This is a genomic window from Betaproteobacteria bacterium (assembly GCA_016720925.1).
Lineage (GTDB): Bacteria > Pseudomonadota > Gammaproteobacteria > Burkholderiales > Usitatibacteraceae > UKL13-2.
Map to the genome: position 1 here is coordinate 24,058 of JADKJR010000005.1, position 22,162 is coordinate 46,219.

The 22,162-nt window shown below is 56.5% G+C and carries 20 protein-coding genes and 2 tRNA genes; 14 read left to right on the forward strand and 8 right to left on the reverse strand.

Annotation, left to right across the window (positions count from 1 at the left end; translation table 11 throughout):
• Positions 1 to 76 precede the first annotated feature (76 nt).
• The 5 genes from murJ to ispH all read left to right on the forward strand — a co-directional run bounded on the left by murJ (position 77) and on the right by ispH (position 7,067).
• The gene (gene murJ / locus IPP88_08170) at positions 77 to 1,624 is read left to right on the forward strand and encodes a murein biosynthesis integral membrane protein MurJ (GenBank protein ID MBL0122697.1); all 1,548 of its coding nucleotides are present in this window, start codon (positions 77 to 79) and stop codon (positions 1,622 to 1,624) included.
• Entirely contained in the window at positions 1,624 to 2,607 is a 984-nt protein-coding gene (locus tag IPP88_08175; protein ID MBL0122698.1) for a bifunctional riboflavin kinase/FAD synthetase, read from the forward strand. Before murJ ends, IPP88_08175 begins: the two co-directional genes overlap by 1 nt.
• A 2-nt stretch (positions 2,608 to 2,609) precedes the next feature.
• Positions 2,610 to 5,441, forward strand: coding sequence for an isoleucine--tRNA ligase (ileS, locus tag IPP88_08180; protein ID MBL0122699.1), 2,832 nt, complete (start codon positions 2,610 to 2,612; stop codon positions 5,439 to 5,441).
• Positions 5,434 to 5,961, forward strand: a complete 528-nt coding sequence (locus tag IPP88_08185) for a lipoprotein signal peptidase (protein MBL0122700.1) — start codon at positions 5,434 to 5,436, stop codon at positions 5,959 to 5,961. Before ileS ends, IPP88_08185 begins: the two co-directional genes overlap by 8 nt.
• A gap of 158 nt (positions 5,962 to 6,119) precedes the next feature.
• Positions 6,120 to 7,067: a 4-hydroxy-3-methylbut-2-enyl diphosphate reductase gene (gene ispH, locus IPP88_08190; GenBank protein ID MBL0122701.1), complete on the forward strand. Its 948-nt coding sequence runs from the start codon at positions 6,120 to 6,122 to the stop codon at positions 7,065 to 7,067.
• A gap of 39 nt (positions 7,068 to 7,106) precedes the next feature.
• On the opposite strand, the gene IPP88_08195 is transcribed toward ispH, so the two are convergent.
• The 8 genes from IPP88_08195 to IPP88_08230 all read right to left on the reverse strand — a co-directional run bounded on the left by IPP88_08195 (position 7,107) and on the right by IPP88_08230 (position 14,723).
• Positions 7,107 to 7,295, reverse strand: a complete 189-nt coding sequence (locus IPP88_08195; protein MBL0122702.1) for a hypothetical protein — start codon at positions 7,293 to 7,295, stop codon at positions 7,107 to 7,109.
• A 173-nt stretch (positions 7,296 to 7,468) separates the two neighbouring features.
• Entirely contained in the window at positions 7,469 to 10,855 is a 3,387-nt protein-coding gene (locus tag IPP88_08200; GenBank protein ID MBL0122703.1) for a pyrrolo-quinoline quinone, read from the reverse strand.
• A gap of 20 nt (positions 10,856 to 10,875) precedes the next feature.
• A complete protein-coding gene (locus IPP88_08205; GenBank protein MBL0122704.1) occupies positions 10,876 to 11,331 on the reverse strand; it encodes a hypothetical protein in 456 nt (151 codons plus the stop codon).
• A 34-nt stretch (positions 11,332 to 11,365) separates the two neighbouring features.
• A complete protein-coding gene (locus IPP88_08210; GenBank protein MBL0122705.1) occupies positions 11,366 to 11,899 on the reverse strand; it encodes a hypothetical protein in 534 nt (177 codons plus the stop codon).
• A gap of 119 nt (positions 11,900 to 12,018) precedes the next feature.
• A complete protein-coding gene (locus IPP88_08215; protein MBL0122706.1) occupies positions 12,019 to 13,194 on the reverse strand; it encodes a PilW family protein in 1,176 nt (391 codons plus the stop codon).
• Between the two features lie 12 nt (positions 13,195 to 13,206).
• Entirely contained in the window at positions 13,207 to 13,722 is a 516-nt protein-coding gene (locus IPP88_08220) for a hypothetical protein (GenBank protein ID MBL0122707.1), read from the reverse strand.
• Positions 13,723 to 13,732: 10 nt separating this feature from the next.
• On the reverse strand, positions 13,733 to 14,323 hold the full coding sequence (locus IPP88_08225) for a GspH/FimT family pseudopilin (protein MBL0122708.1): 591 nt from the start codon (positions 14,321 to 14,323) through the stop codon (positions 13,733 to 13,735).
• 40 nt (positions 14,324 to 14,363) lie between these two features.
• The gene (locus IPP88_08230) at positions 14,364 to 14,723 is read right to left on the reverse strand and encodes a prepilin-type N-terminal cleavage/methylation domain-containing protein (GenBank protein MBL0122709.1); all 360 of its coding nucleotides are present in this window, start codon (positions 14,721 to 14,723) and stop codon (positions 14,364 to 14,366) included.
• Between the two features lie 485 nt (positions 14,724 to 15,208).
• On the opposite strand from IPP88_08230, the gene IPP88_08235 reads away from it, so the two are divergent.
• The 9 genes from IPP88_08235 (at position 15,209) to IPP88_08275 (ending at position 22,048) form a co-directional block, all read left to right on the forward strand.
• Positions 15,209 to 15,400, forward strand: coding sequence for a helix-turn-helix domain-containing protein (locus IPP88_08235; protein MBL0122710.1), 192 nt, complete (start codon positions 15,209 to 15,211; stop codon positions 15,398 to 15,400).
• A gap of 649 nt (positions 15,401 to 16,049) precedes the next feature.
• Positions 16,050 to 16,125: transfer RNA gene (locus IPP88_08240), tRNA-Thr, on the forward strand.
• A gap of 60 nt (positions 16,126 to 16,185) precedes the next feature.
• Positions 16,186 to 16,260: transfer RNA gene (locus IPP88_08245), tRNA-Thr, on the forward strand.
• An 86-nt stretch (positions 16,261 to 16,346) separates the two neighbouring features.
• Entirely contained in the window at positions 16,347 to 18,494 is a 2,148-nt protein-coding gene (locus IPP88_08250; protein MBL0122711.1) for a thioredoxin family protein, read from the forward strand.
• 157 nt (positions 18,495 to 18,651) lie between these two features.
• On the forward strand, positions 18,652 to 19,179 hold the full coding sequence (gene lptC, locus IPP88_08255) for an LPS export ABC transporter periplasmic protein LptC (GenBank protein ID MBL0122712.1): 528 nt from the start codon (positions 18,652 to 18,654) through the stop codon (positions 19,177 to 19,179).
• Positions 19,176 to 19,421 carry a hypothetical protein gene (locus tag IPP88_08260; protein MBL0122713.1) on the forward strand — a complete coding sequence of 82 codons (246 nt, stop codon included), beginning with the start codon at positions 19,176 to 19,178 and terminating at the stop codon, positions 19,419 to 19,421. The genes lptC and IPP88_08260 overlap by 4 nt, the downstream gene beginning before the upstream one ends.
• Entirely contained in the window at positions 19,422 to 19,760 is a 339-nt protein-coding gene (locus tag IPP88_08265) for a hypothetical protein (protein ID MBL0122714.1), read from the forward strand.
• Positions 19,761 to 19,780: 20 nt separating this feature from the next.
• On the forward strand, positions 19,781 to 20,551 hold the full coding sequence (gene lptB / locus IPP88_08270) for an LPS export ABC transporter ATP-binding protein (protein ID MBL0122715.1): 771 nt from the start codon (positions 19,781 to 19,783) through the stop codon (positions 20,549 to 20,551).
• Positions 20,552 to 20,578: 27 nt separating this feature from the next.
• Positions 20,579 to 22,048, forward strand: coding sequence for an RNA polymerase factor sigma-54 (locus IPP88_08275; protein ID MBL0122716.1), 1,470 nt, complete (start codon positions 20,579 to 20,581; stop codon positions 22,046 to 22,048).
• Positions 22,049 to 22,162: the final 114 nt, after the last annotated feature.

Genomic DNA, 22,162 nt, shown 5'->3' on the forward strand with positions numbered 1-22,162 from the left:
TAGCGCACCACAATTAAAAAGCAAACCCGCTGATTTTGCTCGATTTTTACCCCCTTTTCGCCCAATCCTGCCTCCCATGAACTTGCTGAAAGCTGCCGCATCTGTCTCCGCGATGACCTTTTTGTCGCGCATTACGGGGCTGATACGCGAGATTATTGGCTTCAACCTGTTTGGTGCGGGCGCCTCCATGGACGCATTTCAGGTTGCCTGGCGCATTCCGAATCTGCTCAGACGCCTGTTTGCCGAGGGCGCATTCAGTCAAGCCTTTATGCCGGTATTTGCAGAATACAAAGCCAGGGGAAGCGAAACAAACACAAAAATACTCGCCGACCATGTCGCCAGCTTGCTTGCATTCATATTGTTTATCGTCACCGTTATCGGGGTAATCGCGGCGCCATTGCTCGTCTACCTTACCGCATCAGGTTTTTCGGCCGATGCCGCCAAGTTTGAGCTCACGGTCCAACTCGTTCGCATTACCTTTCCCTACATCTTTTTTGTCTCGCTCGTGGCGCTTGCCGCAGGCATTCTCAACAGCTTCAGCGCCTTCAAGGCACCGGCATTCACGCCGGTGTTACTGAATCTCTCCGTCATTGCAGCGGCTATCTGGCTCGCGCCGAGAGTGAATCCACCCATTCTGGCGCTCGCCATCGGCACTTTGGTCGGTGGAATGGTGCAACTGGTCTTCCAGATTCCGGCTTTGCTACGCATTGGCATGTTGCCGCGCATTTCCTTTTCGTCCTGGCGTTACAGGAAAGATGACGGGGTGGTACGCATTCTGGGACTGATGGCGCCCGCGATATTGGGCGTCTCGGTTGCGCAGATTTCGTTATTGCTCAACACGCAGATAGCCTCGTTTCTGCCGACCGGCTCCGTCTCATGGTTGACCGCCGCTGATCGCCTGATGGAGTTTCCTTCCGCCCTGCTTGGCGTGGCACTGGGCACCGTATTGCTGCCGTCATTGGTAAAAAGTCATACGGCGCAAAATCCGCAGGAATTTTCAAGACTATTGGATTGGGGACTACGCGTCACGCTTTTGCTCACCTTCCCGGCTGCCCTCGGGCTCGCCTTGCTCGGCACACCACTCATCGCCACGCTATTGCAACATGGGAGATTCACCGCCAATGACGTATTGATGTCACGCGCCGCGCTCATCGCGTACGCAGTCGGGCTGACCGGCATCATTCTCGTCAAGATCCTCGCGCCCGGCTTTTATGCCCGCCAGAACGTCAAGACGCCGGTGAAGATCGGCATCGCAACGCTCGTGATCACGCAGGCATTCAATCTGGCCTTCGTGCCACTTTTTGCGCATGCCGGGCTGGCACTCTCGATCGGGTTGGGTGCTTGCGTGAACGCCGGCCTGCTGTATTTCTTCATGCGCCAGCAGGGCATTTACACGCCGCAGCCTGAGTGGCTGGTTTTCCTCTTGAAGCTCGCCGTTGCGTTGTACATGATGGGCGGCGCCCTGTGGTGGGCTTCTGGGACTGAGGCCGAATGGCTGATGCTGGACACGTTGACGAAATGCGTGCGGCTTGCATGGATCATTGCGCTCGGGGCCACTGTCTATTTCGCGGCGCTCTGGGCGATGGGCATCCGCGTGCGGGATTTCCTGAAAAGCGGTATTTGATGATCACGTTGAAGCTTAACCGCGTCCTCCTCAATGACGTGTCGCCGCTGGCGCTTGCCATCGGCAATTTCGACGGCGTACATCTGGGACATCAGGCGATACTCGCCGCAACCCTTGCCGCCGCACATGAGCACGGACTCACCCCCGCTGCAATGAGTTTTGAACCGTTGCCACGTGAGTACTTTGGCCGAATTCGCCACGATTCACCGGCTCCACCTGCCCGCTTGATGAGTTTGAGCGAAAAACTTGCGGCATTTGCGCATGCCGGTATCAAGCTCGCCTTCGTTCCCCGATTCAACGCCGCATTTGCCGGTCAGTCGCCGGACGCATTCATCGCGCGCCTGGTTGCGATGCGCGTTCAATGGCTGATGGTCGGCGAAGATTTTCGCTTTGGGATGCGGCGCGCGGGTGATGTGGCGACGTTACGCACAGCGGGTGATCATTATGGTTTCGTCGTGGAATCGATCGCCGATATTGAAAAGTACGACCGACGCATTTCATCGACAGCGATTCGCGATGCACTGGCCGGTGGCAATATTCCCGCCGCCAGCGCCATGCTGGGCAAGCCATATCGCATCGTGGGCCGAGTCAAACATGGCAAGAAACTCGGCCGCACCCTGGGCTTCCCGACCGCCAACGTAACGCTTGGCTATGGCGCGCGACAACGGAATCCCGCCGTCTCCGGCGTGTTTGCAGTAAGATGTCGGCTTGTAACTCGCGGGCTCGAGGGAGTGGCGGGCAAGGTCGGAACGATTCTTAACGGCGTCGCCAATCTTGGCACCAATCCGGTGGTTTCTTCTGAAAACCGCCATCATCTGGAAGTCTTCCTCTTCGATTACGCAGGCGATCTCTATGGCCAACGCCTGGAAGTCACCTTCATCGAAAAAATCCGCGACGAACAAAAATTTTCGAGCCTGGATGCGCTCGTCACGCAGATGCATGACGATGTTGCGAAGGCAAATACCATTTTTGCGGATGAGTGACGATGGACCAAAAAGTTGACTACAAAAGCACGCTGAATCTTCCCGATACGCCGTTTCCCATGCGCGGCGATCTCGCACGGCGCGAACCGAACTGGGTCGCCGAATGGCAGCAGCGGAAGCTCTACGAAAGAATTCGCGAATCCTCAAAAGGCAAACCCAAGTTCGTCCTGCACGATGGCCCGCCCTATGCGAACGCGGCTATTCATATTGGGCATGCGGTCAACAAGATCCTGAAAGACGTCGTCGTCAAGTCGAAACAGCTTGCCGGCTTCGATGCGGTCTACATTCCCGGCTGGGATTGTCACGGCATGCCCATCGAGATATTTGTCGAAAAACAGCATGGCAAGAACCTTCCGCCGGAAAAACTGATGTCGCTTGCGCGCGCGCACGCCGAATCGCAGGTCGAATTGCAAAAGGCCGATTTCATGCGCCTCGGCGTGCTGGGCGATTGGGATCATCCGTACAAAACGATGGACTTCGCCACGGAAGCGGCGGAGATTCGCACGCTCGGCAAACTGTTCGAGCGCGGCTATGTGTATCGCGGTCTGAAGCCGGTGAACTGGTGTTTCGACTGCCAGTCGGCGCTGGCGGAAGCGGAAGTGGAGTACGAGGACAAGACGTCGATCACAATCGATGTGGGCTTTCCGATCGTTGATTCTGAACGCGAGAAACTGGCAAGGGCGTTTGGTCTCGCAAAATTGCCGGACGGCGCGGTGTACGCGGTGATCTGGACGACGACGCCGTGGACGATTCCGGCCAATCAGGCGTTAAACGCGCACCCGGAATTTGAGTACGCGCTTGTCGAAACGTCACGGGGAATTCTGCTGTTGGCCACCGAGCGTGTTAGCGACTGTCTCAAAGCCTATGCGCTCGACGGAAAGATCATTGCGTCCGCGAAGGGGCAATCGCTTGAGCGGATCGAGTTCAAACACCCCTTCTACGATCGCGTCTCGCCGATCTTCCTCGGGGACTATGTCACCCTCGACACCGGCACCGGCATCGTCCATTCATCCCCCGCTTACGGTGTGGACGACTTCAATTCATGCAAACGCTACGGCATGACGAACGACGACATCCTGAATCCGGTCATGGGCGACGGACGATACGTGGCCAGTTTGCCGATCTTTGGCGGCCTGAACATCTGGAAAGCACAGCCGGAAATCGTCAAGGCGATCGAAGCAGCGGGCGCGCTGTTCCAGACGTCGAACATCAAACATTCCTATCCACATTGCTGGCGCCATAAAACGCCGACCGTGTTTCGTGCGACCGCACAATGGTTCATTGGCATGGATCTGAAAGCGCCGGGAGATGACCAGACGTTGCGCGAGATGGCGCTGGCAGCCATCGACGCCACGCATTTCTATCCCGCATGGGGCCAGGCGCGCCTCTACGGCATGATCGCCAACCGGCCCGATTGGTGCATTTCGCGGCAACGAAAATGGGGAACGCCGATTCCATTCTTCCTGCATAAAGAAACCCAGCAGCCACATCCGCGCACCCTCGAATTTCTTGAGGCCGTCGCACAGCGCGTCGAAAAAGAAGGTATTGAAGCCTGGCAGCACATCACGGCCGAAGAACTCTTGGGCAATGATGCAGCCGATTACCACAAGATCAATGACACGCTCGACGTGTGGCTGGATTCGGGTGCCACTTTCAACACGGTGATGGCACTGACCCCAGCACTGGTGAAGCCGTCGACCGACGGCAAACCCGGGCAGGCGGATCTGTATCTGGAAGGCTCCGACCAGCACCGCGGCTGGTTTCATTCATCGCTGCTGGTGTCGTGCGCGATTAATGGCCGCGCGCCGTACGAAAATCTCCTTACGCACGGCTTCACGGTGGATGGACAAGGCAAGAAGATGTCCAAGTCCATGGGCAACGCGGTCGCGCCGCAAAAGATATCGGATACGTTGGGCGCCGAAATTTTGCGTCTTTGGGCCGGGCTCACGGACTATTCGGGAGAACTTTCGATTTCGGATGAAATTCTCAAACGTGTGGTGGAGAGTTATCGACGTATCCGCAATACGCTGCGCTTTCTGCTGGCCAACACGGCAGACTTCGATCTCTCCAAAGATGCATTGCCGGTGGAAGAATGGCTGGAGATCGATCGATACGTTCTCGTGTTGACAGATGAGTTGCAGAAGAAAGTGCTGGCGCATTTCGAGAAGTTTGAATTCCAGCCGGCCATGCAGGCGATCCAGAATTTCTGTTCCGAAGACCTGGGCGGCTTCTACCTCGACATTCTCAAGGATCGGCTGTACACGGCGGGGGCGAAGTCACAACCGCGACGCGCGGCTCAGACTGCGCTGCATCACATTTTGCAAACGCTGACGCGTTTGATCGCGCCGGTATTGTCGTTCACGGCCGAGGAAATCTGGAGCACCTTGAACGCGGGTGCCGATGAAAGTGTGTTTTTGCACGGCTACTACGCGCTTCCTGGCGTGGGAGACGCAGCAGAACTTCAAGCGCGCTGGGCCAGATTGCGTGAAATTCGCGCGATGGCGTTAAAGGGTATCGAAGATCAACGCACCGCAGGCACCATCGGCTCGTCGCTTCAGGGCGAACTGGAATTCTCTGCCCCGGGTGGCGACTACGACTTGCTCGCAAAACTCGAAAACGATTTGCGATTCGTGATGATCACTTCTACCGCATCCGTACAAAAGTCCACTGCGACGGAATCGGTTTCCGTCATCGTTAAACCGAGCACGCAACAGAAATGCGAACGCTGCTGGCACTATCGTTCAGACGTGGGGTCGAATACGGACCATCCCACCATCTGCGGGCGCTGCGTGAGCAATCTGTTTGGTGAAGGCGAGAAGCGATTCTATGCATAGCGAAAATTCAAAATTTGCCTGGCTCCACTGGCTGTGGCTCAGCTTTGTCGTGGTTGTGCTCGACCAAATCACCAAGTACGCCGTGACGGCCAACTTCCAGTACGGCGAATCGAAGGTCATCTTTTCCTGGTTCAACCTGGTACTCGCGCATAACACCGGTGCCGCGTTCAGTTTTCTGGCCAACGCATCCGGCTGGCAGCGCGAGTTTTTCATCGTGCTGACGTCAGTCATCACTGCGGTGTTGCTGTGGATGCTACGGAGCAATGCCGGCAATCGCGTTCTGTCGACCGCGTTGGCACTGGTCGTCGGCGGCGCGCTCGGCAATTTGTATGACCGCGTCCTGCACGGCTACGTTGTCGACTTCGTGCAATGGCATGCGGCGGGCTATTTCTGGCCCGCGTTTAACATCGCCGATTCGGCCATTTGTGTCGGTGCAACCTTGCTTATCCTCGACTCGTTGCGCAAACCGCCGGCAGCCACGCCGACGCATCCCGCCTCCAAGCAGGAAGGTTCGGCGTGACCGACAGGAGACGTGCGACGCTATCCATGACGAGGTGCCGCCTTCAATCGAGATAAACTCCAGTACTGGCGCGGTATTCAGGCCATTATCGGCCCGTAAGCCGCACCAGTGCTTGAGTTTCGTAAAACCATCTGTAACTGTGACGAAGAGAACCCCGCATGATTGAACCAGACGTACTCCTCGCCAACCCCCGGGGCTTTTGTGCCGGCGTCGATCGTGCCATCGAGATCGTGGAACGCGCGCTGACGCTGCATGGCGCCCCCATTTACGTGCGGCACGAGATCGTGCACAACAAGTTCGTGGTCGATGACTTGCGGAGCAAGGGCGCGGTATTCATCGAGGATCTTGCTGATGTGCCGGTAGGTGCCACGCTTGTGTTCAGCGCGCACGGCGTCTCCAAAGCGGTCCGCATCGAAGCCGCCCAGCGTGGCTTTCATGTGTTCGATGCGACCTGCCCGCTGGTGAAAAAGGTTCACGTCGAGGTGATGAAGCGGCGCCAGGATGGCTTTGAGGTGGTGATGATTGGCCACGAAGGACATCCTGAGGTCGAAGGCACGATGGGTCAATCAGAAGCAGGAATGTATCTCGTGGAAACCGCGGACGATGTCGCGAAATTGAACATCCCGGCAGGCACACCATTGACCTACGTCTCGCAAACCACGCTGTCCGTGGATGACTGTCAGATTGTGATCGATGCACTGAAACAAAAGTTTCCGCAAATCGTCGGCCCAAAGCACGACGACATCTGCTACGCCACCCAAAACCGTCAGGACGCCGTCAAATTCATGGCGCCGCAGGTGGAGGTAGTGCTGGTGGTCGGTTCACGAACCAGTTCGAACACCAATCGCCTGCGCGAATTGGCTGACACGCTGGGATGCACCACATACCAGGTGGATAGCGCGGAGGAAGTGCAACCCGAGTGGATCGCCGGCAAGCGAAGAATTGGTGTGACCTCGGGCGCGTCGGCACCGGAAGTGCTGGTACGCGACGTGGTCGCCAAATTGAAATCGATGGGCGCGTCAAGCGTGCGTGAGCTTGACGGAATTACCGAGAATATTACCTTCCCTCTGCCGAAGGGGCTGTCCCGCGATGGGACGGCTGATTAAGCCAGTCCCGCTCGCGAATCCAGCACGCCTGCGAAAACGCTAGTACCCGGACTTCGCCGGCGTCTCGTTCGTTGCAGGCTGCGGCGTCTGGTATTCCGTGCGAATCGCCTTGCGCGTCGCGCCTGATTTAATGGCACGGCACGTCGCCTTCTTGCCATTCATTTCCAGCTTGAAATCTTCGTCGCAGCGCTTGATGCAAAAGCCGCTCTGGTCGACTTCGTCCTTCATGCACGCTTCTGATCGGAGACGCTGGCGCGACGATGGTTCATACGAAGTTGAGTACCCGGAGGTCTGGGCAAAAGCAATTGGGGTAACCGTCACCAACAACACGACGGCTCCGAATAGGGCGCGTCCAACACGCGCCCCCGAGAAAAATCCGCGCCTAGACAAACTGATCATCTTTACCAATTGAAAATCTCCCTCCAGGAAATACGTCTTGCACCCTCGCCGCCACTATTGCGCGGCACAGGGAAGCTCGTCTTGTCTCCGGTCGCACCCGTTACAATGGTCTTGATGCTCTTGTCCGGAAGTTGAATGACAATGTTACCGACCGCCACCTGTCCGGTGATTTTCTGCCCCGCATAAGGAGCGGTATCGATTTTTCCCCCGGTCTTGAAGTCAAAGGAATACAGGAAACTGTCACCACCAACTGTGCACGGCGTGTTGTTCGGTACGTTGGTCACCACGACGATCGTGCCACTGGCAATCTGGATATCGAGATTCGCGCGTTCGCCGGGAGATGCACCGCCCGGGTTCAAATCGATAAACCAACCATCCTTGTTTCCATAGTCGACCGCGTTCGAACTCACTGTCCGCGTTGTTCCCAAGTCGGTCAGAGTCTGTTCCACCAATCGTCCAGATGTGCGGACATTCCCATAATCGACGTCGGTGTCGCGAATCGCATAAATCGACTGCTGGTAGGCCCACGGCTGGGGAGGAACCAAGGTTGCCGGATCCGATAGATCATCGCCACCCAGATAACGTCCGGTTCCAATGTATATGATCGGCTTTCCGTTTATCTTTGTAATTTCAGGCTTGGCTGTGATCGATTGAGGCTTGCCACCAGAATCCTTCAGGTCGGCGATGTGTTTCACCGTAGGGGGATCAACCTGCAAGTCGAAGCGCCACAAGTTACCCAGCAGGTCACCACCGTAGACATACAATGACGTGTTGTCAGTAACTGGATTGTTTGAATAACCCGACAGTTTTGCCAAACCACTGGGCTGGGTTGTGGTGCCCACATTGGTCGTGACTTTCTTCAGTACCACTCCAGTGAGAGCGTCGAGCATGTACAAATAGCCCTTGCCGGTGCCGGGAAGCACATTGTTGTAGCCCGAGGTGACGAGCACCACCCACTTGCCATCAGTGGGCCGCTTGGTGATGACAGGCGTTCCAAAGGAGTAACCCATATCCGCGTCAACGTTGTTAGGGCTCGCGCAGAGCGTCGGATCCGAACAGGTCTCCCACATTCCCTTGGGATTGTCCGGGTCCGTTACATCAAGCGCATAGAAGCCGCGCCCGCCTTTGCCCAGTCCCGCAACGAGGATGGTCTTCCAGGCCCCTGTTGGGCTCGCGCCCGCATAAATACTCGCCGTTGTCGGCGAGCCATCCACGGAATAAACGTGACGCACGCCCCAATTGTCGGTTGCCAATTTGTGCAAATTCGGCATGACGATCCTCGGCACATACGCCCACAATTCATTTCCATTCGCGCCGTCGATGGCGTGCAACATGCCGTCATTGGCGGCAATGTAAAGTACCCCTTTGCGCCCAGTGATCGCTGAACTCGCTTTGAATGTGGCAAATGTCGGCACGACGGCATCGACGAATTCGCCTTCCGCGTCCTTCACATATTCAGGTGTGGCATTGACCGAATCGCCCAACACGTGTTCCCGATTTCGAAACGCGTTACCCTCGAACTCCGATCTGCCACGCAGGTAGTTAACCAGATTCTGTCCGTCGTTGGCATCGCTTCGCTCGGCAACAGACAACAACGGACACTGCGACAAAGCGGTACATTTGTTCGCAAAGTACGGGCGCTCCGCGGCGATGCTCCCGGACGCGGAGGTGGAAAGACTGGACCAGTCAAAGGTCTTGAGTTTGTTCCCCGACGACGAATCAGGCGCCCAGATGGTGCGGGTATCACCCGTGGCGCTCACTTTGGCATCGAGCAAAGCCTGGGCGGACCAGAGAATGGCAGGAATGACGTTACCGGTATTCGGGTCGATTTTCTGTGCAACGATTTCTCCATCCCATACCGTTGTCCGGAAAGTCGAGCTGAAGATTGCATTGTTGGTCGGCGTGATATTCGGGCTGGACGTTGCCGAGGCCGATGCGGCCGCTGTTTGCACCTTCAGCGCCGACAGCGCCCCAGAAATACCATCCGCAAGCGAATTCGGGTCCGCGGCACTAAAGTAAATGCCCCGCCCGTTGACGGCGGCATGCCACAAATCATCAATCGCGGATGGTGAATTCTGCGCAGGCAATGGCCAGTTACATACACCGGAAGCCCAGGAACAGGTCGAAGCGCTTCCTTTGATCTTTGCAAAATCACTTGCCGCGTTGGTTTCGTAATCAGTTCTATAGTCCATCAAGCCCTGGATGCCGAGGCCGAGGGTGTAGGTAACCATGTGTTGATACGTTGCCTTGTCCTTGGCCGATTCATTCGTCGGCACGTTGTTGGCCGAGAGCGGGCCTGAGGTACGAAGATCCTGCTTGTAATAGTAAGCAGCCACGTCCGCCAGCGTATCGCTCGCACCAGACAGCGCTCCGTCAAATGCACCATCCACTCGTTTGGTAAATCCGCTGTCCGCGTTATCCTGGTTTCCCACACCGGCACCAGTCAGGTTTTGCCCGGCGTTACTGTTCCAATAGCCATCCGTTGTCAGCAACGTAAAATTCTGCTGGCAGGAATGCGTCATCGGATCATCGGACATGCCGGAGTTAATTCCGTTGGTCACATTTGCGTAGTAGCGACCGGCCCGGGACAACGCTTCGCGTAGCGGCGTGGATCCGTTGGTGCTTTGCGCATAAAGTTTGGTATACCAGTTGCTGCGCTGCGTGGCGTCAAATTTCCCCACTTTCAAATACTTGCTTGCCGTGACGGGATTGTTCGGGTTGATGGTCATGAAGCCAACGCGATAACGATCGTCGATCGGCAAGAATGCGCGACCCGTTGCGGTCTTCATCATGGCAAGGCGGGTGCGATAGTAGCTAAACCAGTTGGCAAAGTTCTTCGCTTCCTCGGCATAGGTACACGACGCCGCGGCAGCGCAGTCCGTACGCGCGGACGTTAAGGGCTTGGGATAGCTTGGGGTCGCCGGCTCGATATCGACGCGGCTAAAGCGCCCATATCGGGGATAGAGATATTTGGACACGTCGAATTTCTTGCGGCAACGCGGTGTCGCGGGCGCTCCGGAATTGCCGGTGATGGCGGTCGTTGCTTGCGCATCGGCGAGCGTTTTGCAGTAGCGGATTGGCGCGGGGAGCGTGAAACCCGCCGGTGCAGCGCCAGCCGCCGTGGCAAGCGCGCAGGTCGTCAAGTTGTCGTCACTGCAATACTCGTTCGCATCGATGTTGAAGTAGTAAGGATTGGAAGCAAGCGTTTGCACTTTATTAAATGATGTCGCATTGGTGCCTGTCGCCACCGGATATGCCACGTTGGCGCCGCTCGCGCCCCAATAGCGAAAATAAGGAACCAATCCAGAGACGTTGTCCTTGCCGTTGCGTTTGCAAACGAGGGGATTGGTCAGGTCGGCGGCGGAAGGAGAACTTGTATTGCAATACACGTATTCCTGATACGTATTCGTCAGATTTTTGGTCGTGGCGTTGAGATACGCATCCAGTTTGGCGCTGCCAATGGCCTGATCCCCAAGCTGGTGCCGGCGGAATCGATGCCCGCCGCATAGGTGATGTTGGGATTGTAATAAACCTGATTGAAGGCCGAGGCGTAATAGGGAGGTTCGCCATTGTTGCACTGGATCCGGCTGAACGTCGATGAAGCCGATCCCGAATACGCTTTGCAGTTATTGATGTTCGTACCACTCGACAGGCTATAGATGTTATCGGGCATGTAGTCCCACGCCATACTCCCCGAATCGTCCAGGATGTACATGAGATTGGGCAACACGGTGGTCGATGGCGCGCTGGCGAGCGGGACGTCAGACAGATCAGCAAGCTGCGCGCTGGATTGGGTTGCAAACAGACAAGCCACCACCAATGCCGCCAAGGGCAGGAATTTGGGGGACGTCATGGCACTCGACATGGTGATTCTCCTAAATAAATCATTTGCGGCGGGACTAGGCCCGTATTTCCACCGTGGTTTGAACAATGCTCACGGTGTTGCGCGGGCCTTCCACGCGACTGGTAATTCGGTAGTAGACATTCTTGGGTTTTGCAAAACCGGCGGAAGCGCCCGCACGAAACGAGTCACCTTCGGTCAGCGCGGCACCGCCAGCCAGATACTGAAGGGCTGAACAACCCCCGACTTCATAGCTGCCCGCTAACTTGCACTGGCGGTGTATCACATAACTTGTCTTGTTGCCCGCGACATCGGCCGCACCACCATTTACTTTAGGGGCATCCGCCCATACGGTGGCGTCGAACCATGATGGGTCCGGCAGTGGCAGGGTTGCGAAGTAGCCCGCCGCCGAATCAGTCGCCTGCAAAGCAGCACCTTTGCTGTTCGCTTCAAGCCATTCGACTGCGGCCTGGGTTCCCCGATCTGCGCCCGAAATGGTTGCTTGTTTCAACGCAATATTTCCTGAAACCATAACTGTGGTATCAACAGAGCGGAGCAAGGCGATACCCGCCAGACTCATGGCGACCAGCACAATGAGTGATATAAATAAAACTACGCCACTTTGCGAATGCCGAGGTGTGCGGCGCGGTCGACGTGTCAGGATTGGGATATTGGTTGCCATAGAGATGACCGGGTATCTTGAGTAGGTTATTAACGGACCGGCTTCCAAGCCATATTGCGTAACGGTACGATGGTTTGGAAAACTTTGTAGCGATAGCATTTCCAGTCGGGGTCGGCGCTCACATCAAGTGGAATGTCAACGCCCGCAGTGCCTGCGCCATACCACTGCGGTGCTGCCTCGGTCACCGTGCACAGCCCGGTGACGGGATCTGCTTTTTCTCTCAATGCGCTACGCGCCACAAGTGCCAGCTTGACCGCCAGTAGCCGCTGCCATCCGGCAGGCGTCGCCGGAGAAATTTTGGTCCACTCACTTGCAGAGATCTGACTGTCGAAAGGAGGAGTATCAATGCCATACAAGACCTTCATCTGCACAATACCGTCCGCGATCGGAGCCGGGTTCGTAGCGCTCGCGCTGGTCATGTCATCGTTTCGCATCAATTGATTGTTGACAATGGAATACGTGGCCGAACTGAGCGCATTGCCCATGTTATATACATAGCCCCCGGCCTCTGATCCCGTCACGCCTTTTGCAAAGGTCAAGCCAGCAGGCGTCCAGCCATTGTCAATGCCCGCAGGGTGATTGAAACGTATTGGCCGCGAGCTGCCGGTGGGATCGATGTAGTTGCCAGGTGCCGGAGCATGGGCAAGCTCCTTTGTCAGCGCCGGAAGAGCGGTCACGCGAAACATGGCGCAGTGGTGCGGAACTCCCGCGACTGTCGCATTATTTCCGGTGTCGTCCAATTGTGAAAGCACCAGAACATCTCCGGGCTGGTAAAAGCCGCGGTCATCGACGGAAATTGTCCCATTTCCGCTAACGTCAGCAGAAATCTGGGATGGTGGATTCACGATGTCACTGGAAACAAAGGAAATGCTCAACTGGTCGGGCAAATTTCCCGCCCCTGCCGTGATTACCGCCGGCACCAACCCCTGCAACCTGCTCTTTGGCGGTGGAGAATCATCGTCGTAGACGCGAATCGAGCAACCGAGCAATCCGTTGTTGTTGAAACCTTGTCCGGCAACGCGTAGCTCGCGCTCGAGACTAAAAAGGGCAAATGCCGCACTCTGCGAGGCATCGCCGCCGGATGTCGTCGTGCGCTTCTGGCCTTCGGAAATAGCGAACACCTGGAAAATGACCATCGTGCCGATCAAGCCGACCAGCATGCCGACCATCAGTTCGACCAGCGAAAAACCACTAGTTTTATTCATCGCTTGCATATCCTAAATGCATTCGCCGGTTGTGCTATTTGGCTTGGTTAAATGACAACTCATGTTGGCGCTCAATGTGACATTGCTGGGAGCCGCCGCATCTGGCGCCTTCCAGCGAACCACTACATTTACGGTCATGACAGTGGTACCCGCGGCACCCGCAACTATCGTTATAGTTGGAGGAAATGCTGAAGCGCCCGGGAGCCTGGCGACCCGGCAAGCCCATTGCTGAAGCTGGGTAGAGGGTGAAGTTGGGCAAGATGCAGCAGTGGACGCGTAGGTCGCCGCATTCTTCTGGTCAACTGAAATCTGCCCAAGAATCTCATTTGCCAGAAAACTCGCTTCGGATCGAAACTGTGCCCCGGAAACGTTCTTGGTCGCCACGGCCTGCATGCCAACCAGGCCAAGAATTCCGATGGAAAAAATCAGCAGCCCTACGAGCGCCTCAAGCAACATCACGCCTTGCTGATGTTTCTTTCCGCCACTTTGTATAGCAACATTTTTGTTTTGTACTGCGTTCATTTCCACTCCATCCTCTTTAGCACTTGCGCGTGTCGCCAGTGGGAATTGACGGGTCCGGATCGCACATCCGTACTTGCCCGCCAGGACTGACCGTGACTCGCAAATTTCGCGCGTCAGTAAACGATGCAATTGACGTTTCAATTTGAACTTGAGAAATCGGCATGGATCCGTCACTTGGGTTTGGCGTAAGCACGCGGCCAAGCGCATTGAATGTCACGATTGTTGCATCCGCAGGCGTTGGTGTCGCCTTGGCCGTGGCAGAACCGGCAGCGCCCGAACGTGTCTGAATCACGAGGCCATCCGGATCACTGGCCTCACTGACCCGCCAACTGGTTGTACCCGCGCTGGTCATTTCAAATTGCACATTTGTATTCCGGCTAACCGCTTCCGAACGGGCAAATTGCAATCCATTCAGCATAGCTTCCGCACCGGTACGAATTTGCGTGTTTTGCACCCAGGCGGAATACATCGGGAATGCGGTCACCAGGAGGATGGCCGCGATCGCGAGCGCGACCAGCATCTCGATCAACGACATTCCGCGCTGTTTGGCCATGGTTAGCACGTCTCGCCTTTCTTCGTTACCCAGCAAGTCGTGGAGTTGTTCCACCCTGACGCCGTAAACGTTGAGCCTTGGGCATTTGACTGATTTACCGTGTACACAAAGCCGCCCATTCCTTCTCCCGCCTTCCCAGTCGCCGTGATGGTATAGGTACTTGCCGTCGACGCACAACTAAAGTCAAAGTACCGTGACGTTGGCACAGGAAATCCTGCCTGCCAACCGCAGGCCCAGGCGCGGCACCACCCGCATAAGTGCGGTTGTCCAGAAAGAACTGCTCCATCTTGACCCGCGCATCACCAAGACCCGCCGTCGCCTGCTGAATCTTCGACCGCGTAACATAATCGCCATACATCGGCATCGCGATAGCCGAAAGAATTCCGATGATCGCCACCACGATTAAAACTTCGATCAGGGTAAAGCCGGCGTTGGCTTGACTTGTTCTTTTCATGTTTCCGTCCTTTGACCCCGTTGGGCAAGATGAATATTAGAGATGTCTTCCCGCCACCCCAAGTGCATGCGACAAGCGGTAGCAAAAGAAGAATCGGCGGGAAAATATTAGCCCAACGCCGTTAAATACGGGCGAAATTGTGAATTTGCTCACATATTCGCGGTGGCGGGCGGATTGTGGCGGCATTGGGGCGGCGCGAGAATCGGGCCATCGACACAAACAGGAAAGTTGTTGGTTCATTGCAGCCCGGATGCCTCAATGATGGATTCATAGCCAGCCCCGACATATTTGAAGCTGCGCGCTACCAGGGAAAGGCCTTTATCACGACACGCGACGCGACGCGACGCGGAAAACTCTAACACTGGCGCGGCTTTTCAACCATTTTCGCGAGTTAAACAACGAGTCCCGACACTTTTCTGGTGAATTTAGGGGGTGAGGAGTGAAGCCGCGGTACCCTTTTGTTTCTGAGACGAAAGGAGACCGAAATGAGTGGCACACACCTCACCTTGGAGGAAAGATACCTGATTCACAGCGCGATGTTGGGAGGAATGAGTCCGACGCGGATTGCGCGTCAGTTGAAGCGTGACCGTTCAATGATTTACGACGAGCCGCGCGGTCGCGGTCGGGGTCAATATTGCCCGCATGTTGCCAGGTCACCCGCGCGCAGCGGCGAATAGCGAGACGGACGAGGGCGGGGTTGGGGAGCGGCTAAGGGAAGGCTGGTCGCCGGCGGTCAGGGCCGGGGTGCAGCACATGAAGGCGTTCAGCTCTCTACGCGCCGCGGCGGCGGCAGTTTCTGCACACCAAGGCGCGGGCACAGCGTCCGGCGCTGGCGGCCCGAGGATGCCACCTGCGGATCGACCGGCCACTGGGAGGCACCCTGTCCGGCAGGGAAGGACAGGGCGTCCTGCACAGGTCGACGCAGGAGTCGCTGATGGGCTCATGGGGCGAAACCGTGCCAACGGTCAACAGGAGCGTCGGCGATAACGGCCTGCCCTTCAACGTCGCCAGGCGCGGAGTTCACCGCCACCACCGGGGACAAGGCCGTCTGCGCCGCCACTCGCCCACAGCGCGGCCCTGTCGGCGCGCGATCTTCCCAAGGCGTGCGGCAATCTGACACCAAATCGCGTCTTCAAGAGGCACACCCCCGCGCCACCTTATACCACCGCCAACCGGGGGCCGACTTAATGGCGTTTTCGCCCGAAAACACTCGCCAGTTCTTGAGTTTCGTTTTCAAATACCGGCCAAACCAATTATGTTACGTATTCCCCTTATTGGCTTAAAGTGGTGTCTGGGATATAATTTTGGGCTATCTTTCGCACTCACGCTGTTGTAGCTCAGTTGGTAGAGCAACTGATTCGTAATCAGTAGGTCGGAGGTTCGATTCCTCTCAACAGCACCAACATCCTTGCGGGATTTGTGTTCGGGGCGTACCCGATCCTCAAATTTTCTGCAGTATCGTGCCCGCATAGCTCAGGGGTAGAGCAACCGCCTTGTAAGCGGTAGGTCGTCAGTTCGAATCCGACTGTGGGCACCAAACGGATTTCCGGGGTAAATTTTCCACCCGCGGGAACGTCGCACCTCCTGCCCTTACTAAACAGGGTCTATTTCACGTTCCCATTTATGGCTCTCCTCCTCGCCCCGCTTTTCCGCCTGATTGCATTTTCACTGCTCGCTGTCGCGTCGGTCGTGGCGGCGGCACCGGTCAAAACACCCCACGTCGAAGCTGAATTGGTCGCCCGCAACCAGGCTTTTCAGCCGGGCCAGCCGGTTGAGGTGGCGTTGCGACTGAAAATCATCGATCACTGGCACACCTATTGGCAAAACCCGGGCGACTCCGGTTTGCCCACACGCCTCGCATGGAAGCTGCCTGCGGGGTTCTCCGCTGGACCCATTGAATGGCCATTCCCGAAGAAGTTGCCACTTGGGCCGCTCATGAATTTTGGCTATGACGGCGAAGTCATGCATCTGGTCACTTTGCAAACGCCGGCGGGTATCAAGACCGGTTCGCCGGTCACGGTTGCTGCAAAGGCAGATTGGCTCGTTTGCAGCGATGTCTGTATTCCGGAAAGCGCCGACGTTTCGATCACGCTTACTGCCGTTAACTCAACACCGCTCCCGGATACGCGCTGGGTTGACGCATTCGCAAAAGCTCACCTTGCGCTGCCGGGCAAGATTGAAAACTGGACGACGTCGGCGACAATCGCCGACGGAAAGCTCGTGATCGAATTCGCTCCACCCAAAGACACGTCGATTTCAATTGCCGATGCATCTTTTTTTCCGCTGCGCGAAGATCTGATCGCCAACGCCGCCGTGCAGGTTTTGAGCAAGACTGCTTCGGGTTATCGCCTGTCGATTCCCACGGCAGACCCGGTCAACGCAGCGCTCAAGTCTGTCGATGGCGTAATTGTCGCCTCTAGCGGTTGGAGTAATGCAACCACCGGAAAGGCGGTCGCTTTTTCCGCGCCGCTGACGATTTCCAATGTTATGTCGCCAAGAACTGCCGTTCCCGCGCTGCCAAACAGCGCATCGGCTTCAAGTCAGATGGGACTGTTCGCGGCATTGCTGTTCGCGCTGGCGGGCGGGCTCCTGCTGAATCTGATGCCCTGTGTATTCCCGGTGCTCGGCATCAAGATCATGAGCTTTGCCCGGCACGCACAGAGCGACCCCGCGCTAATGAGAAAACAAGGATTTGCGTTTCTGTTTGGTGTGCTGGTTTCCTTCTGGATTTTGGCGGGGATACTCATCGCGCTTCGATCCGCGGGCGAGTCGATCGGCTGGGGGTTTCAGCTCCAGTCGCCCCTGTTCGTCACATTGCTTGCCGTGCTATTCATGCTGATGGCGTTGAATCTGAGCGGCGTATTTGAAATGGGCTTGCGGCTCCAGACCGTGGCCGGCGGTCTTGCGCCGCGGGGTCATAGCACGCTGATCGATGCGCTCTTTTCCGGCGTGCTGGCGACCATCGTCGCGACGCCATGCACTGCCCCGATGATGGGCGCGGCCCTCGGTTTCACGCTATCGCAGCCGCCGGCCTTGTCGCTGCTGGTGTTCACCGCCATTGCAATAGGCATGGCGCTGCCAGTACTGACGCTGTCGCTCGCGCCACAATGGCTACGATACTTGCCCAAACCGGGGGCGTGGATGGATACGTTCAAAAAATTCCTGGCATTTCCGCTGTATGCGACCGTTGCCTGGCTCGCGTGGGTGTTGGGTTCGCAGATCGGCAATGATGGCGCTGCAAAACTATTGTTCGGGCTGGTGATTATCGCGCTGGCGGCGTGGCTGTACGGCCACTGGCAGGGTTCCAAGCCCGTGCGTGCGTCTCTGGTTGCGCTCGTCATTGCGCTATGCGGACTTGCGATCGCGTGGCCGAATGCCTTGCACACTGGCGCGCCGGGCGCCCGCACGGACGATGGATGGGTGCCTTACTCGACGCAGAAAATCGCGGAATTGCGCGGCCAGCACAAAGCGGTATTCGTGGACTTCACGGCAACGTGGTGCATTACCTGCCAGGTAAACAAACGTGTTGCCCTGAATCAGGAAAACGTCGTCCAGCGTTTTAAGGAGCTCGACATCGTGCGCATGAAAGCCGATTGGACCGTAAAGGATCCTGAAATTACCAGCGCCTTGGCGGCGTTCGGGCGCAACGGCGTGCCGCTTTATGTTTTCTACCCCGCAAACGGCGAGCCGCATACCTTGCCCGAAATACTTACGCCCGCCATCGTCCTGTCGGCGATCGAGACCGGGAATTCGTCGAAGGTCATTCGTTAGGCATTTGTTGCGGCGCGGGAAGTCGCGTTATGATCAGACGCCGCACTGACGCCATTTTCACCGCCGCAATGATTGCCGTTTCAACGAACTCTGAAAATCCTTGAATAAACGCTCCATTCCCGTTCTGCCGCTGAGCGTCCTGGTATTGCTCGTTGCCTTGACGTTTTGGCTCTCGCGCTTTGTTCAGCAAGACGAGAGCCGCGTGGATGGGCCCAAGCGCCACGATCCGGATCTGATCATTGACAACTTTGCCGCGCAGAAGCTCGGGGAAGGCGGCGACGTGGAATACGCAGTCAACGCCGTCAGGATGATGCATTTCCGGGACGATGATTCGTCCATGCTGGAGAATGTTGTGTTTACGGCCATTCAACCCAACCAACCAAAGGTGACCGCGACTGCGCCTCGGGGACAGCTTTTCAAGCACCCGGACGGGGATGACGAGGTTATGATGGATGGAGGTGTACGCATTGAAACAGAAGCGGACAGCCGGTACCCGCCAATCAAGCTGGTGACCCCTAGCTTAACCATCATTCCAGACCAGAATATCGCGCGCTCGGCAGATGGCGTTGTAATGGAAAGCCCCGCTGGCAGGCTGACCGCGAAGTCATTCCTGCTGAACACCATGACCCGCAACATTGCGTTTGAAATCGTTGATTTGAACTACGCCTCCAGGAGTAACCGATGACACCCGGACGATATGTCGCTCCCATCGCAATGATTGCATTTCTTGCGCCATCCATGGCGCATGGCGAAAAGGCCGATCGTTTGCAAACGCTTCGAATGTCCGCGAAACAGGGCTCCGCGGAGGGAAGCAAGGAAGCAAACCTGAAGAAGTTGGAGGGTGATGTGCTCATTACCCAGGGAACCATGCGAATCACGGCGGAGCGCGCCGTCGTCAAGGAATCCGATGGCGGCGTATACGCTTAATTGTTCGGCAACAACACCAATCAGATAACCTTTCGGCAAAAGCGCGAAGGTGAGAGTGATTTCGTTGAAGCCTCGGCAGACCGTGCAGAGTTCGACGACAAGACCGGAGCAATCAGGCTTTTCTCCCGCGTTCATTTCAAGAGTGGCGGGGACCTCGTCAATAGCGAGTACATGCAATACAACACGAACACGGAGAAGATGGAATTGCGCAATCAGGTTCCGGGCATGACACCGAAGGCAGGTACGGAGGAAGGACGCGTGGTATTCGAGATCAAGCCCCGCAGTCAGACTCAAAGCCAGCCCGCCGATGCCAAGGCGCCCTCCCGCAAAGCAAACTAATTGCCGCGAATTCGACATTGATGAACGAAGCCAGCGTATCAGCCGCGCCGCAAGATGTACCCGCGTCCAAAAGTGTGTTGCGCGCCGGCCGGCTGCGCAAATCCTACAAGAAGCGCGTTGTCGTCAGCGATGTGTCCCTTACCGTCGAAAGTGGCGAGGTGGTGGGCTTGCTAGGTCCAAATGGCGCTGGCAAGACCACCTGTTTCTACATGATTGTCGGGCTGGTTCCCGTTGATGGCGGCAGCATTGTTCTCGATGGCCAAGACATATCAAGGTTGCCGATCTATCGCCGATCGCGCATGGGCCTCGCCTACCTCCCGCAGGAAGCATCCATCTTTCGCAAACTTACCGTCGCCGAGAATATTCAGGCGGTACTCGAATTGCGCAGCCTTTCGTCCAGCGATATCGAGTCAAAGCGTGACTCGCTGATGGACGAACTGCACATTACCCATCTGCGCAACAATCCGGCCATAAGCCTTTCCGGCGGCGAGCGCCGCAGGGTCGAGATTGCCCGGGCGCTTGCGGTTGATCCAAAGTTCATTCTGCTCGATGAACCATTCGCGGGCGTGGATCCGATTGCCGTAATCGATATCCAGGAAATCATCAAATTCCTGAAGAACCGTGGCATTGGCGTGCTGATTACCGACCACAATGTGCGCGAGACGCTGGGCATATGCGATCATGCATACATCATCAATCAGGGTTCGGTCCTCGCCTTCGGCAAGCCTGAGGAAATCATTTACAATGAAGCTGTTCGCAAAGTCTACCTGGGAGAAAACTTCCGTCTTTAATTCCTTGGGCGGCGATGCATCTCCAGCATGAAACATAGCCTACAGCTCAAGCTCTCACAACACCTCACGCTGACGCCGCAACTGCAGCAGTCGATTAAGTTACTGCAGCTGTCGACGGTGGAACTCAATTCCGAGCTTGAGCGCTACCTGCTTGAAAATCCTTTACTCGAACGCGTGGATTCAGCGAGTGAATCCGGGGACTCTCCCGCGACCTTCAATGGCGCCGCCGATTACGGCGAAACCTCGCGCGAGAAAAGCGCTCCATCGGCCGAAACAGACAGCGTCGAATCGGGTGCAAGCGAGTCAAGTGCCGACTTTGGCGGCTCGATGGATGAAGGTGCCAGCTATGGCTCGTCAACGCGACGCCAATCGGATGATGATGAGGACAGTGAATATTCGCAGATACCGGCTGCCGAACCGACGCTGCAAGAACACCTCATCAATCAGCTGACCTTGTCGCCGCTTCAGGAGCGCGATCGCCAACTGGCGCTTATGTTGATTGCGCATCTTGACGATGATGGCTATTTGACCTACGACCTCGACGACCTTGCGGCCTTGATTGCGGAACATATCGACATTGAGCCCGAGGAGCTGGCCATTGCGCTACGGCATGTGCAAAACATGGAGCCGACCGGCGTTGGCGCGCGCTCGCTCTCCGAATGTCTTTCGTTGCAGCTCCGCACACTGCCTGCCGATACACCGCAACTTGATCGGGCCATACAGCTTGCCGAACATCATCTGGATGCGCTCGCCGCGCGCGATTTTCTGAAACTGAAGCGAATCCTGCGTTGCGATGATGTCGAAATGAAGCTGGTGCGCGAATTGATTGTTTCACTGGATCCCAAGCCGGGCCGGCGCTTCGGCAGCGGCGACATTCGTTACGTGATACCGGACGTGGTGGTCAGGAAAGCGGGAGGAAAGTGGACCGCCTTTCTCAACCAGGAAGCGATGCCGAAGCTGCGTGTCAATCGGCTCTACGCCGATCTGCTGCACAAGAGCCGGGATAGCGCGGGGAAGAATCTGACCGGGCAATTGCAAGAAGCACGCTGGCTGATCAAGAACATACAGCAGCGTTTCGACACTATCCTGCGTGTGACGCAGGCAATCGTCGAACGCCAGCGGCATTTTTTCGATCACGGCGATGTCGCCATGCGCCCGTTGGTGCTTCGTGAGATTGCCGATCAGGTTGGTCTCCACGAATCAACGATTTCGCGGGTTACCACGCAAAAATACATGCTCACCCCCAAGGGCATTTTCGAATTGAAATATTTTTTTGGTTCGAGTGTATCCACGGATACCGGCGGCGCATGCTCGGCCACGGCAATTCGCGCGTTGATCAAGCAGTTGGTACAGGCCGAAGATGTAAAGAAGCCGCTTTCAGACAATCGAATCTCGGATATTCTCGCCCAACAGGGTATTGTGGTTGCAAGGCGTACTGTCGCCAAGTATCGGGAGGCGCTGCAAATTCAATCCGCCAGTTTACGGAAATCTTTCTAGGATCTCGATGTCACAATGCATGTAATCAGTCGTTGTTGTTGCAATTGCTCTTGTCGTCGTAGTCCGTCGTTCTTTTGAGAAGTTAAATTCGCAGCGTGTGCACACTAGCCGCGC

Bases quoted from the DNA above. Each gene is read 5' to 3' on its own strand.
- murJ (MBL0122697.1), top strand. From the start codon at position 77: ATGAACTTGCTGAAAGCTGCCGCATCTGTCTCCGCGATGACCTTTTTG.
- IPP88_08175 (MBL0122698.1), top strand. From the start codon at position 1,624: ATGATCACGTTGAAGCTTAACCGCGTCCTCCTCAATGACGTGTCGCCG.
- ileS (MBL0122699.1), top strand. From the start codon at position 2,610: ATGGACCAAAAAGTTGACTACAAAAGCACGCTGAATCTTCCCGATACG.
- IPP88_08185 (MBL0122700.1), top strand. From the start codon at position 5,434: ATGCATAGCGAAAATTCAAAATTTGCCTGGCTCCACTGGCTGTGGCTC.
- ispH (MBL0122701.1), top strand. From the start codon at position 6,120: ATGATTGAACCAGACGTACTCCTCGCCAACCCCCGGGGCTTTTGTGCC.
- IPP88_08195 (MBL0122702.1), bottom strand. From the start codon at position 7,295: ATGAAGGACGAAGTCGACCAGAGCGGCTTTTGCATCAAGCGCTGCGAC.
- IPP88_08205 (MBL0122704.1), bottom strand. From the start codon at position 11,331: ATGTCGAGTGCCATGACGTCCCCCAAATTCCTGCCCTTGGCGGCATTG.
- IPP88_08215 (MBL0122706.1), bottom strand. From the start codon at position 13,194: ATGAATAAAACTAGTGGTTTTTCGCTGGTCGAACTGATGGTCGGCATG.
- IPP88_08230 (MBL0122709.1), bottom strand. From the start codon at position 14,723: ATGAAAAGAACAAGTCAAGCCAACGCCGGCTTTACCCTGATCGAAGTT.
- IPP88_08235 (MBL0122710.1), top strand. From the start codon at position 15,209: ATGAGTGGCACACACCTCACCTTGGAGGAAAGATACCTGATTCACAGC.
- IPP88_08250 (MBL0122711.1), top strand. From the start codon at position 16,347: ATGGCTCTCCTCCTCGCCCCGCTTTTCCGCCTGATTGCATTTTCACTG.
- IPP88_08260 (MBL0122713.1), top strand. From the start codon at position 19,176: ATGACACCCGGACGATATGTCGCTCCCATCGCAATGATTGCATTTCTT.
- lptB (MBL0122715.1), top strand. From the start codon at position 19,781: ATGAACGAAGCCAGCGTATCAGCCGCGCCGCAAGATGTACCCGCGTCC.
- IPP88_08275 (MBL0122716.1), top strand. From the start codon at position 20,579: ATGAAACATAGCCTACAGCTCAAGCTCTCACAACACCTCACGCTGACG.